This is a genomic window from Pseudomonas sp. 28 E 9, assembly GCF_900004785.1.
Lineage (GTDB): Bacteria > Pseudomonadota > Gammaproteobacteria > Pseudomonadales > Pseudomonadaceae > Aquipseudomonas > Aquipseudomonas orientalis_A.
The window spans coordinates 198,848-211,652 of sequence record NZ_CVTK01000050.1; the positions used below are offsets into that span (position 1 = coordinate 198,848).

Annotated in this window: 11 protein-coding genes; 8 read left to right on the forward strand and 3 right to left on the reverse strand. The window is 63.1% G+C overall.

The features are described from left to right. Positions 1 to 5 precede the first annotated feature (5 nt). The 6 genes from BFQ00_RS17135 (at position 6) to BFQ00_RS17160 (ending at position 6,705) form a co-directional block, all read left to right on the forward strand. Complete coding sequence (locus BFQ00_RS17135; protein WP_065934192.1) at positions 6 to 869, forward strand: LysR family transcriptional regulator; 864 nt, start codon at positions 6 to 8, stop codon at positions 867 to 869. Between the two features lie 196 nt (positions 870 to 1,065). Beyond that, complete coding sequence (locus BFQ00_RS17140; RefSeq protein ID WP_065934193.1) at positions 1,066 to 2,130, forward strand: putative 2-aminoethylphosphonate ABC transporter ATP-binding protein; 1,065 nt, start codon at positions 1,066 to 1,068, stop codon at positions 2,128 to 2,130. A 1-nt stretch (position 2,131) separates the two neighbouring features. Beyond that, complete coding sequence (locus BFQ00_RS17145) at positions 2,132 to 3,844, forward strand: putative 2-aminoethylphosphonate ABC transporter permease subunit (protein ID WP_065934194.1); 1,713 nt, start codon at positions 2,132 to 2,134, stop codon at positions 3,842 to 3,844. 20 nt (positions 3,845 to 3,864) lie between these two features. Then, on the forward strand, positions 3,865 to 4,878 hold the full coding sequence (locus BFQ00_RS17150; protein ID WP_065893863.1) for a putative 2-aminoethylphosphonate ABC transporter substrate-binding protein: 1,014 nt from the start codon (positions 3,865 to 3,867) through the stop codon (positions 4,876 to 4,878). A 130-nt stretch (positions 4,879 to 5,008) separates the two neighbouring features. Beyond that, the gene (locus BFQ00_RS17155) at positions 5,009 to 6,133 is read left to right on the forward strand and encodes a TIGR03364 family FAD-dependent oxidoreductase (protein WP_065934195.1); all 1,125 of its coding nucleotides are present in this window, start codon (positions 5,009 to 5,011) and stop codon (positions 6,131 to 6,133) included. Next, the gene (locus BFQ00_RS17160; RefSeq protein ID WP_065934196.1) at positions 6,133 to 6,705 is read left to right on the forward strand and encodes a phosphonate degradation HD-domain oxygenase; all 573 of its coding nucleotides are present in this window, start codon (positions 6,133 to 6,135) and stop codon (positions 6,703 to 6,705) included. The genes BFQ00_RS17155 and BFQ00_RS17160 overlap by 1 nt, the downstream gene beginning before the upstream one ends. Here BFQ00_RS17160 and BFQ00_RS17165 read toward each other — a convergent pair. Further along, positions 6,684 to 8,051: a GTPase/DUF3482 domain-containing protein gene (locus BFQ00_RS17165; protein ID WP_065934197.1), complete on the reverse strand. Its 1,368-nt coding sequence runs from the start codon at positions 8,049 to 8,051 to the stop codon at positions 6,684 to 6,686. The genes BFQ00_RS17160 and BFQ00_RS17165 overlap by 22 nt on opposite strands. Next, on the reverse strand, positions 8,044 to 9,423 hold the full coding sequence (locus BFQ00_RS17170; RefSeq protein WP_065934198.1) for a DUF2868 domain-containing protein: 1,380 nt from the start codon (positions 9,421 to 9,423) through the stop codon (positions 8,044 to 8,046). Before BFQ00_RS17170 ends, BFQ00_RS17165 begins: the two co-directional genes overlap by 8 nt. A gap of 69 nt (positions 9,424 to 9,492) precedes the next feature. Here BFQ00_RS17170 and BFQ00_RS17175 point away from each other — a divergent pair, with 69 nt between their 5' ends. Then, positions 9,493 to 10,005, forward strand: a complete 513-nt coding sequence (locus tag BFQ00_RS17175; protein WP_065934199.1) for a dihydrofolate reductase — start codon at positions 9,493 to 9,495, stop codon at positions 10,003 to 10,005. Positions 10,006 to 10,090: 85 nt separating this feature from the next. On the opposite strand, the gene BFQ00_RS17180 is transcribed toward BFQ00_RS17175, so the two are convergent. After that, positions 10,091 to 11,482: an L-cystine transporter gene (locus BFQ00_RS17180; RefSeq protein WP_065885324.1), complete on the reverse strand. Its 1,392-nt coding sequence runs from the start codon at positions 11,480 to 11,482 to the stop codon at positions 10,091 to 10,093. Positions 11,483 to 11,723: 241 nt separating this feature from the next. Between BFQ00_RS17180 and BFQ00_RS17185 the strand changes: the two genes are divergently transcribed. Beyond that, positions 11,724 to 12,782: a phosphorylcholine phosphatase gene (locus BFQ00_RS17185; protein WP_065896128.1), complete on the forward strand. Its 1,059-nt coding sequence runs from the start codon at positions 11,724 to 11,726 to the stop codon at positions 12,780 to 12,782. The last annotated feature ends 23 nt before the right edge of the window (positions 12,783 to 12,805 follow it).

Consider the following 12,805-nt stretch of genomic DNA (forward strand, 5'->3'; position numbering starts at 1 on the left):
GCGGTGTGCTGAGTGCTGAGCTGAAGGCGTTTTACAAGGTCGCCCGCCTGGGCAGCATCACCCAGGCGGCGAAAAAACTCGGCCTGAGCCAGCCCACGGTCACCACCCAGATTCGCAACCTGGAAAGCCAATACGGCGTTGAACTGTTCTACCGTGGCGGTCGCCGTCTGACGGTGAGCGATGAAGGCGCGCGGCTGTTGCCGATGGTCAAGGCGCTGTTGCAGCAGGAAGCGGATATCGAGTTTTTCCTGCGCAACAACGGTCAGGTCCAGGGCTCCTTGCGCATTGCTGCGACGGCGCCGTACTACATCCTCGATCTGGTCAAAGCCTTTCGCGAACGCCTGCCGCAAGTGGAAGTGTCGGTGGAAATCGGCAACTCCCAGCAGGTGCTCGAAGCGCTGGACGACTACCGTGTCGACGTCGCCGCCTCGTCGCAACTGCTGGAAAACGCGCGCCTGGTGCGTCGTGTGCTGGGCACTGATCCTCTGGTATTGGCGGTGCATCGCAACCATCCGTTGGCCAGGCTTGATCATGTGCCGTTGACTGCGCTGGCCGGGCATACGCTGCTGATGCGTGAAGCGGGGTCCACCACCCGCCGGCTGACGGAAGACATGCTTCAGGGCGCTGGCGTCAGCTACGGGCCGCTGCTGGAAATCGGCAGTCGTGAGTCGATCCGCGAGGCGGTGCTGCGCAATATCGGCATCAGCATCATTGCGCGGCAGGAAGTGCCCCATGATCCGCAGCTGAAGGTGCTGACCCTTGAGAATGCGCCGCAGATTCCGGAGTATCTGTACTGCCTCAAGGAGCGCAAAGGTGCGCGGCTGCCGGCGGCTTTCCTTGGCCTGGCTCAGGAAATGTCGCCCTTGTAGGAGCGAGCTTGCTCGCGAAAAAACCCAACGATGACGCAGCGCTATCAGGCAGCCCGCGTTGTTCTCAAGTTCTTCGCGAGCAAGCTCGCTCCTACAAAGAATACCAATACCCCTATCACGCCCTTTTGCCCTTCTGCCACATCAGCGAAGTATTCCCCCCCTAGCATGGCCTTCATCCGATCGATGAGGCGCCACCATGAACACAGCCCTGACCCACCCCGGCGCACCGATGAAGGTGCGCGGTCTCCAGAAACGCTTCGGCGCCTTTACCGCGCTCGATAACGTGTCCCTGGATGTCGCCGCCGGCGAACTGGTGTGCCTGCTGGGCCCGTCCGGCTGCGGCAAGACCACCATGCTGCGCTGCATCGCCGGCCTTGAGCACCAGGACAGCGGCGAAATTTACCTGGGTGACCGCGATGTTTCCCGGCTGCCGCCCCAGGCGCGGGACTACGGCATCCTGTTCCAGTCCTACGCGCTGTTTCCCAACCTGACCGTAGAAGCGAACATCGGCTACGGCCTTAGCGGCGGCGGCCGCGATGAGGTGCGCAAGCGTGTCGGGCAGATGCTTGAACTGGTCGGCCTGCTCGGCAGCGAAAAGAAATACCCCGGCCAATTGTCCGGCGGGCAACAGCAGCGGGTAGCCCTGGCGCGTGCCCTGGCGCCGGCACCTTCGTTATTGCTGCTGGATGAACCGATGTCGGCCCTCGACGCCCAGGTTCGCGAGCATCTGTGCACCGAACTGCGCCAACTGCAACGACGCCTGGGCATCACCACGCTGATGGTTACCCACAATCAGGACGAAGCCATGCTGATGGCCGACCGTATCGCCGTGATGAACAACGGCAAGGTCGAGCAATACGCGACGCCCCAGGACATCTACGACCGCCCGGCCACGCCGTTCGTGGCGGAATTTGTCGGCCAGGGCAATTGGTTGCCGTTCAGCCGCAACAGCGCCAGCCACGCCCAGGTCGGAGGGCTGAAGATGCGCCTGGCCGACGACGCCGGCATGGCCACCTCCGGTCGCCTGTTCTGCCGGCCGGAAGCCATCAGCGTGAATCCGCCGGTGCATGAAGAAAACCTGTTTGCGGCCAAGGTGCGCGAGATCACGTTTCTGGGCAACCGCTGCCGCATGAGCTTCGAACTGGCGCAGCTGCCGGGCCACGCGTTGCTGGCCGAACTTGCGCCGCACGACATGCCGCGCCTGGGCAGCCAGGATATCTGGGTGGCGTTGCCGCCGCGCAGCCTGCAGGTGTTTGCCTGAGATGGCTTCGATCATGAGCGTGCCGCTGCCGCGTCAGGCGGCCCGCGCCGGGTGGGGTGACCGCCTCTTCGTGGTCGGCGGCAAATGGCTCTGGCTGGGCCTGTTGGTGGTGGCGGTGCTGCTGCCGCTGCTGGCGATCTTCTGGCGTGGCTTCAGCAGCGAAGCCGGGCAGGGCGGCGGCCTGATCGCCACACGGGAATTGCTGGCCAGCGCCAATTTCCACTGGTTGCTGGGCAATAGCCTGAAAGTCTCCCTGAACGTAGCCGCCATCGTCGTACCGCTGGCCTATCTGTTTGCCTACGCGCTGCAACGCACCTTGATTCCCGGCAAAGTGATCTGGCGCGGCGTTTCGCTGCTGCCGTTGATGGCGCCCTCGATGTTGCCGGGCATCGCGCTGGTGTACCTGTTCGGCAACCAGGGGCTGTTGCGTGGGTTGCTCTCGGACAATATCTACGGCTTCTGGGGCATTGTCCTGGGCGAAGTGATTTACACCTTCCCACACGCCCTGATGATTCTGCTGTCCGCATTGTCGCTGGCGGATGCGCGCTTGTTCGACGCGGCCTCCAGCATGGGCGCCAGCCCCGCCCGGGCGTTTCGCAGCATCACCTGGCCGGCCACGCGCCAGGCGGTGTTCGCGGCGTTCTGCCTGGTGTTCACGTTGACGATCACCGACTTTGGCGTGCCGGTGGTGGTCGGTGGGGACTACCAGGTGCTGGCCCTGGAAGCCTACAAGGCCGTGGTCGGTCAGCAACAATTCGGGCGTGGCGCGTTGATCGGCATGGTGCTGCTGTTGCCGGCGCTGTTCAGCTTTGGTGTGGATGCGTGGTTGCGCCGTCGTCACGGTGATGCCATGAGCGGCCGTGCCCAGGTCTTTCAACCGCTGCCGTCGCGTCCAAGGGATGGCTGCTACCTGGCCATCGTGCTGCTGATCTGCGCGGCCCTGCTGCTGGTGTTCGGCATGGCGGTGTATTCCTCGCTGGTCAAATTCTGGCCCTATAACCTGTCGCTGTCGCTCAACCACTATCAGTTCGAAGACACCGCCGGCGGCGGTTGGCTGGCCTATCGCAACAGCCTGACCATGGCACTGTGCACGGCGCTGATCGGCAGTGTGCTGATCTTCACCGGTGCCTATTTGATGGAAAAAACCAAGGGCCAAAGGGGCCTGAATCTGGCCCTGCGTCTGCTCAGCTTTGTGCCGATGGCCGTGCCGGGCCTGGTGCTTGGCCTGGGCTATGTGTTCTTTTTCAACCTCGGCGGCAACCCGCTGCATGTGTTCTACGGCAGCATGGCACTGCTGGTGGTGTGCACCATCGCTCACTACCTGACCACTGCACAAATGACCGCCACCACCGCACTGCGCCAACTGGACGCCGAGTTCGAAGCCGCCGCGTTGTCCCTCAAGGCGCCGCTCTACCGCCATTACCTGAAAGTGACGGTGCCGATCTGCCTGCCCGCGCTGCTGGATATTCTGCGTTACCTGTTCGTGTCGGCAATGACCACCGTCTCCGCTGCGATCTTTCTCTACAGCCCCGACACCATCCTCGCCGCCGTCGCCGTGTTGAACATGGACGACGCCGGCAATGTGGGCGGTGCGGCGGCCATGTCGACCCTGATTCTGTTCACCTCAGGCAGCGTTTCGTTGCTGCTGGCGTGGGCTTCACGTGGCGCCTTGCGCCGCTCCCAAGCCTGGCGCCAGACCGCGCCCGGGCAATGATCCTTCAAAGGAGGTATTCCATGTTCAAGCCCCTGGCGCTGGTCGCTGCCGTACTCACTGCATTCAGCCTGAATGCCTTCGCCAAGACTGAGCTGACCGTGTACACGGCCCTCGAAGCCGAACAGTTGAAGACCTACAAAAAGGCCTTCGAACAGGCCAACCCCGACATCGAGATCAAGTGGGTGCGCGACTCCACCGGCATCATCACCGCCAAACTGCTGGCCGAGAAAGACCGCCCGCAGGCTGACGTGGTCTGGGGTCTGGCCGCCTCCAGCCTGGCGATACTCGACCAGCAAGGCATGCTCGATACCTATGCTCCGAAAGACTTGGACAAGATCGGCAAAAACTACCGCGACGCCGCCAACCCGCCGGCCTGGGTCGGCATGGACGTGTGGGCCGCCACCATCTGCTTCAACACCGTCGAAGCCGAAAAGCAGGGCCTGACCAAGCCGGTGAGCTGGCAGGACCTGACCAAGCCTGAGTACAAGGGCAAGATCGTGATGCCCAACCCGGCCTCCTCCGGCACCGGCTTCCTGGACGTGAGCGCCTGGTTGCAGACCTTCGGCGAGAAGCAGGGCTGGCAATACATGGACGACCTGCACCAGAACATCGGCCAGTACGTGCACTCCGGCTCCAAGCCGTGCAAGTTGGCGGCATCCGGTGAGTTCCCGATCGGGATTTCGTTTGAATACCCGGCCGTGCAGTTGAAACGCCAGGGCGCACCGCTGGACATCATCCTGCCCAAAGAGGGCCTGGGCTGGGACATCGAAGCCACGGCGGTGATCAAGGGCACGACCCATGCCGAGGCTGCGAAAAAACTGGCGGACTTCTCTGCAAGCCCGGCGGCGATGGCGTTGTACAAGGACAATTTCGCCGTGCTCGCCCAACCGGGAATCGCCAAGCCGCAGACCGAATTACCCGCCGATTACGAGCAGCGGTTGATCAAGAACGACTTTGTGTGGGCGTCGAAGCATCGCGACAGCATTCTGGCTGAATGGCGCAAGCGTTATGACGGGAAGTCGGAGAAACAATAACTTTTACCTCAACCTGTAGGAGCGAGCTTGCTCGCGAAAAACCAACAGGCGACGCGGGTAATCAGACGCACTGCGTCATCGTTGGCGACTTTCGCGAGCAAGCTCGCTCCTACAGAGGGCTGCATACTCCATGACAGATTTACTGATTGTCGGCGCCGGCATCCTCGGCCTCTCCCATGCCTACGCCGCCGCCAAGCGCGGCCTCAAGGTCAAGGTCTTCGAACGCAGCGCCACGCCCCTGGGTGCCTCGGTGCGCAACTTCGGCCAGGCGCTGGTCACCGGCCAACCACCGGGGCCGATGCTCGACCTGGCAAGGGAAAGCCGCGCGATCTGGGGGCATTGGGCGCAGGTGGCCGGCCTTGCGCTCAAGCGCAATGGCTCCTACCTGTTTGCCCGTACCGAAGCCGAAGCGCATCTGCTCGAAGCCTTTTGCCTCGGGCGTGCCCGCGAGCACGGCTACAACGTCGAGCTGCTGCAAGGCGCGGCCTTGAATGACCTGTACGCCGGCCAGTTCCGCCATCACCGCGCCGCGCTGCATGGCAGGGACGACCAGCAACTCTATTCACGCGAAGCGATTCCTGCGCTGATCAACTACCTGGCGCAAGCGCTGAACGTGGAGTTTCACTTTTCCACCCTGGTGCATGATGTCGAGCCGGGCCAGTTGCACAGCACGGCGGGGCGTTTTCGCGGCGAGCAGATCATTGTGTGTTCCGGTCACGACTACCAGACCCTGCTGGCCGATTCGATGGCCGCACTCAACCCGCAAGTCTGCCGCCTGCAAATGCTGCGGGCACGGCCGGCGCATGACCTGAACCTGCAACATGCCTTGCTGACCGGCCTCAGTTGCGTGCATTACGGTGCGTTTGCCGACTTGCCCGAGGCCGCCGCGGTACAGGCGCAGATCCTGCGCGAAACGCCGCACTTGCAGGCGCACGGGATTCACCTGCTGATCAGCCCCACGCCCCATGGCGAGTTGATCATCGGCGATTCCCATGATTACGGCAGCGATGCATCACCCTTCAACGCCGAACAGGTCGATGACTGGCTGATCGAACTGGCCGAGCAGACCCTGGGTTGCAAGATCCAGGTGGTGGAGCGCTGGCAGGGTGTGTATGGCTCGCGTGGGCCTGCGCCGTTTTCATTTGTACAGGCGGCTGCGGGCATCAGCGCCGCGTTGATGCACACCGGTGTGGGCATGAGCGTGGGCCCGGCGATGGCCGAGCGGAATATCACCACAGTGTGGGGGCCGGCGTAATGACTCGTGAGCGCTTGCTTGCCGAGCTGTTCGGCCTGTACGAACGCCATGGCACGGCGGATTACATTGGCGAGCCGGTGTCGCAGATCGAGCACATGTCCCAGGCCGCGCAACTCGCGATGGCCGAAGGCTTTGACGATGAAGTGGTGCTGGCGGCGTTCTTCCACGATATCGGCCACCTCTGTGGTCAGGGTGGCGAGGGCATGGGTGGGTATGGCGTGCTCAGCCATGAGCGGCTTGGCGCAGACTACCTGCGCCGTGCGGGCTTCAGCGAACGCATGGCGAAGTTGGTGGAGTATCACGTACAAGCCAAGCGCTACCTGACCTTCAAGCAGCCGGACTATTACGCACAGTTGAGCGAGGCCAGCCGCCGCACGCTGGCGTATCAGGGAGGAGTGATGACCGCGCAGCAAGCGCAGGCGTTCGAGCAGGACCCGCTCTGTCACATCAGCCTGCGCATGCGCCATTGGGACGAACAGGCCAAGCAGATGCACGTCTCGTTGCTGGACCTTGAAGTGCTCAAGGCCAAGGCCCTGCGACTATTGGCCGATCAGGACGCGTCCAGCCGCTGAGCCAGCGCCTGGATTTGCTCCTGACGCTCGGCCTGGCTCAACTTGGGGTGTGGGTTGAGCGACGACCATTGCGGATAGGCGCGGGCCCTGTTCAGCGCGTCCGGCAGCTTGCCTTCGCGCCAGGTCTTGTCCTGGGGCGTGTCGACTTTGATGCTGTGCATGGCCGCATGGCCGCGCAGGTTCAAGGCCTTGACCAACTGGCGCTGGCGCAGGGCGAGCAGCCGCAGCACGCTGTCGTCGACGGTCAGCTCGCGCTGGCCCTTGATCTTGCCGAGCAGGCGACTGCCGTAGCTGCGTGCGGTTTGCAGGGCGCCGCCGGCAATCGCGCCGGCCAGCGCGGCAGCGCCAAGGGTCAAGCCGCCGACCAGCAGGTCCACGCCGGCGCCTGCCGCCGCGCCTGCCGCAATCCCGCCACCGACGCGCACGCCGAGTTGCTTGAGGGTTTGCGGATTGAACAGGTCGTCGCCCCAGCGCCCGTCCAGCAGCGGCAAGTCACTGGCGGCGGCGTCCTGGGGGCGGAAACCAAATAGCTTGAGTAACGCTTCCACACATTCCTGTTCGCGCTGGCGCACGGCGTTGCGTAAATCACTGATGGCTTGGGGTTCATCTTCAGTCACCACACTGCGACGGCAGGCCGCGCAGTCGATCAACAGTTCGGCGATCAAGCGCGCGGCGCTTTGCTGGCGGGCCTGGCGCTGGGCCTCCTGATCAAGGATCAACCGTTCCAACTGCGGTCGTGCGCTTTCCAGCAGCAGGGCCAGGCTTTCATACAATCGGCGCTCGCCGTCTTCGGGCGGTGCCACACTGTCGAAACGCACCAGCGCATGCAGGCCGAGGCGGGCCAGGGCTTCGCGCCAGTCCGGTTCGCGGTGGTCGGCGCTGCTGACGAAATTGAGCACCGGCAGCAACGGTTTGCCGCAACTGGCCAGCACTTGCAGCTCGTCACGGTACTTGGCCAGCACCGGCTCGCGGGCATCGATCACATACAGGCCGGCGTCCGAGGCCAGCAGTTGGCGCAATACCTTGGCTTCCTGTTCGAAGCGTTGGCGCGCCTCGCTGCCCTCCAGGAACCGCGCCAGGCGTGCCGGACCATCGAGGCGTTCGCCGGGGCGGTCCAGGCGCTCCAGGTAGTCGAGCAGGGCGATGGCATCTTCCAGGCCGGGCGTGTCGTACAACTCCAGCAAGGCTTGGCCGTCCACCGACAAGCGTGCGCCCTCCACATGCCGCGTGGTGCTGGGGCGATGGGAGACTTCGCCAAAGCCGACATCGCGGGTCAGGGTGCGCAGCAGCGAGGTCTTGCCCACATTGGTATGGCCGACCACGGCGAGCTTCAGCGGTTTAGTCATGACCGGTCTCCAGCCAGTTCAGCGGCGCGCAATCGGCGAAGGGCAGCTCAAGCTGTTGCAGCGCGCTGTGCCAGTCGCCCAGGCGCTCGGCGTCCAGCGCCTGGCCGGGCGGCGCCTGCAGCAGCCATACGCGGGTGGCGGTGGCGCTGCGTGTCAGTTCGGCGATCAGCGCCAGGCTGCCACGGTCGGGCGAGCGGCGCGGGTCGCAGACGATGGCCAGGCGCGCGGGGGGGAATCGGCTGAGTTGTTCCAGCAGTTTGTTGCGCGATTCGCGGCTGTCGAGGATGCCGGCGTTCCTCACATTGGCGGGCAGTTTGGGCGGCCAGGGGTGCTGATCATCGAGTTCGATGGCCACCAGCAAGGCTCCATCGCTTTGCATCTCGCTGACGCCGCCGCTGACGTGATGCAACTGTTCGGGGGCGGCATCGTTGACCCCAAGCCGTTCGCTGCTGGGCATCAGGCGTTCGCGCAGTTGGGCGTAGCCGGGCAGGTTGAGGTCCAGGCGCAAAGCGGCGCGCCCACGCTTCCAGCGCCACAGGCAGAACAGGGCAAGGACCGCGCGGGGCGACAGGCCGTAGACCAGCAGCACGCCCACCAGCCAGGCGGCCCAGGCTTGGCGGGCGCTTTCGATATTCAGGGCGGAATCGCCGCTGGCGCGGATCATTTCAACTGTCGGTACATTGAAACCGAGCAGGGCGGGCAGGGTGCCGAGGGCCTGGGTGACGGCGATGAAGGTGTCGGCACCGAGGATGGTGGTTTCCCACACAAAGCCGTAACGTCGGGTGGCGAGCAGTATCAGCAACATCAGCATGGCGCTGAGCAACGCCAGTGACCACAGGCTGTTGACCAGCACGCCGACTGCCCAGCGATTGAGCTTCTGGCGCTGTAGCAACAGCAGCAGTGCCGGCGCCAGTTGCGCGGCCTTGGCGTCGCGGGCGAGTTTTTCACTGAGCCACAGCCACAGGCGACCGAGGCTGGCACTGTGTTCGCCGGCAAACACCAGCCCCAGGGCCCAACCGAGCAGCAGGATCAGGTTCAGGCCGAGCAGGCTGCCCAGGGCCCAGAACACATTGACCGGGGCCAGGCCGTTGCCCAGGGCGGCAAACGCCAGGCCGGCGCCGCTGATAATCGCGACGATCGCCAGCAGCACCAGGGCCAGGCGTGCGCCTTGCAGCCAGCGTGTGAGGGCGCCGGTCAGGCCATCTCGTTCGGCCAGGTGCAGCGCGCGATGCACGATGCGCGTCGGCAGGTTGCCACCGGCCGTGCGGGCCAGGCGGTTGGCTTCGAGATCTTCCAGAGGGCCGGCGTGTTCTTCGCGCAGGCGCACGGTTTCGGTCAGCCAGAGGTTGTGCAGCGGGTTCAGTGCAGTCACGCGCCATCCTGTTGTGTTCGTGAGGTTGGAGCATAACTGCTGACTCGCAGCTCTGGTATTCTCGTGACCATGAAAAAAACTCTCCCTTTAAGCCTGATCGCAGCCCTCGGTGAAAACCGCGTGATCGGCGTCGACAACAGCATGCCCTGGCATTTGCCGGGGGATTTCAAGTATTTCAAGGCCACCACCCTGGGCAAGCCGATCATTATGGGGCGCAAGACCTGGGATTCCCTGGGCCGACCGTTGCCGGGGCGGCTGAACATTGTGGTCAGTCGTCAGACCGACCTGGTGCTCGAAGGTGCGCAAGTATTTGCGTCACTGGAGGCGGCGATAGCGCGCGCGGAGGAGTGGGCCAAGGCCCAGGGCGTGGACGAGCTGATGTTGATCGGCGGCGCGCAGTTGTATGCCCAGGGGCTGGAGCAGGCGGATCGCCTGTACCTGACGCGGGTGGCGTTGAGCCCGGAAGGGGATGCGTGGTTTCCGGCGTTTGATGCGAACCAGTGGACGTTGGTGTCGAACGTGGAGAACCCAGCCGAAGGGGATAAACCGGCTTACAACTTTGAAGTCTGGGAGAAAGCTTAAAAGCATCGGGGGCAGGCCCCCTCCCACACTTGAATGTATTCGCACATCAAAATGTGGGAGGGAGCTTGCCCCCGATAGCGCTCTATCAGACCTGCGCTAACTCAGCATGCTCATCGGCCTCGAGCAACGCCTTGTCCGTCTGCCCCATGATCTGGCTGGTAATCGCCCCCGCCGTCATCGAGCCATTCACGTTCAGCGCCGTACGGCCCATGTCGATCAGCGGCTCCACGGAAATCAGCAGCGCCACCAGTGACACCGGCAAGCCCATGGCCGGCAGCACGATCAATGCCGCGAAGGTCGCACCACCGCCCACACCCGCCACACCGGCCGAGCTCAGGGTCACAATCGCGACCAGCGTCGCGATCCACAGCGGGTCCAGCGGGTTGATGCCGACGGTCGGCGCGACCATCACCGCCAACATCGCCGGATAGAGCCCTGCACAGCCGTTCTGGCCGATGGTCGCGCCAAACGAAGCGGCGAAACCGGCAATGGACTGCGGGATTCCCAGGCGGCGGGTCTGCGCTTCAATACTCAAGGGGATCGAGGCGGCGCTGGAGCGGCTGGTGAAGGCAAAGGTCAGTACCGGCCAGACCTTGCGGAAGAAGCGCAGCGGATTGACCCCGGCCAGCGACAGCAACAGGCCATGCACCACAAACATCAGGCCCAGGGCCAGGTACGACACCACGACAAAGCTGCCGAGCTTGATGATGTCCTGCAGGTTGGAGCTGGCGACCACCTTGGTCATCAGCGCCAGAACACCGTACGGGGTCAGCTTCATGACCAGGCGCACCAGGCGCATCACCCAGGCTTGCAGCGTGTCGATGGCGTTGAGCACCTTCTGGCCTTTTTCCACGTCGTCCTTGAGCAGTTGCAGCGCGGCAACCCCCAGGAACGCGGCGAAAATCACCACGCTGATGATCGACGTCGGCTTGGCCCGGGCCAGGTCGGCGAACGGGTTGGCCGGCACGAACGACAGCAGCAATTGCGGGATATTCAGGTCGGCGACCTTGCCCGCGTAATCGTTCTGGATCACTTGCAGGCGCGCCATTTCCTGGGTGCCGGCGACCAGCCCTTCGGCGGTGAGGCCGAACAGGTTGGTCAGGCCGATACCGATCAGCGCCGCGATCGCGGTGGTGAACAGCAAAGTGCCGATGGTCAGGAAGCTGATCTTGCCCAGGGACGAGGCGTTGTGCAGGCGCGCCACGGCACTGAGGATCGAGGCGAACACCAGCGGGATCACGATCATTTGCAGCAGTTGCACATAGCCGTTGCCGACCAGGTCAAACCAGCCTATGGAGGCCTTGAGTACCGGGTGACCGGCCCCGTAGATGGCGTGCAGCACCACACCGAACACCACGCCAAGCACCAGGGCGAACAGGACCTTCTTGGCCAGGCTCCAGTTCGTACGGCGGGTTTGTGCCAGGCCCAGCAACAGGGCCACGAACACCAGTAAGTTGAGAATCAGGGGAAGATTCATTGAAGCTCCGTTGAGAAGGCAGCCAATCGCGCGAGCCTGCGATTGCGAACAGGGAAGCCTAACAGCTTGAAATATATTGATTTAATACCGATATGGAATGGTGACTGTCGTTTTTGGAATAAGCGCTTGACGCTCTGGCGTACGACCCTGGCGCGATCAGGATGCACACGGTCGGGCTCGACACGGGAACTGTCACAGGGATTTGTTAGCGTCGATGTTTTTCACTCAGGAAGAAACGCTTATGAAGCTTGCGCCGAAATTGCTTGCCGCCGCGCTTTGCCTCGGACTCGCCAGCCAGGTATTCGCCGCCACCGAGTTGAAACACTGGCCGGCGCCTGCCGCCAAACAGTTGAACGAGATGATCGCCGCCAACGCCAACAAGGGTAACTTCGCGGTGTTCGACATGGACAACACCAGCTACCGCTACGACCTTGAAGAGTCCTTGCTGCCGTACATGGAAAACAAGGGCCTGATCACCCGCGACAGCCTCGATCCGTCGCTCAAGCTGATGCCGTTCAAAGACACCGCCGACCATAAGGAAAGCCTGTTCAGTTACTACTATCGCCTCTGCGAAGTGGACGACATGGTGTGCTACCCGTGGGTGGCCCAGGTGTTTTCCGGGTTTACGCTCAAGGAACTCAAGGTCCAGGTCGACGAGTTGATGGCCTCCGGCAAACCCGTTCCCGTCAGCTATTTTGAAGGCGATACGGTGAAAAAGTCCGAGGTGCAGCCACCGAAAGTCTTCACCGGCCAGGCCGAGCTGTACAACAAGCTGATGGAGAACGGCATCGAGGTGTACGTGATGACCGCCGCCTCCGAGGAACTGGTGCGCATGGTCGCCGCCGATCCGAAGTACGGCTACAACGTCAAACCCGAGAATGTGATCGGCGTGACCACCCTGCTCAAGGACCGCAACACAGGCGAACTGACCACCGCGCGCAAACAGATTGCCGCCGGCAAGTATGACGAGAAGGCCAACCTCGGCCTGGAACTGACCCCGTATCTGTGGACCCCGGCGACCTGGATGGCCGGCAAGCACGCGGCGATCCTCACCTATATCGACGAATGGAAAAAACCGGTGATCGTCGGCGGCGACACGCCAACCAGCGATGGCTACATGCTGTTTCATGACGTGGATGTGGCCAAGGGCGGCATTCACTTGTGGATCAACCGCAAGGACAAATACATGACCCAGCTTAATGGCATGATCGCCAAGCATGCGGCGGCGCAGGCCAAGGAGGGGTTGCCGGTAACGGCGGACAAGAACTGGGTGATCGTCAAGCCGGAAGATATCCAGTAACAGGCTGGATGCAGTAAAAAATG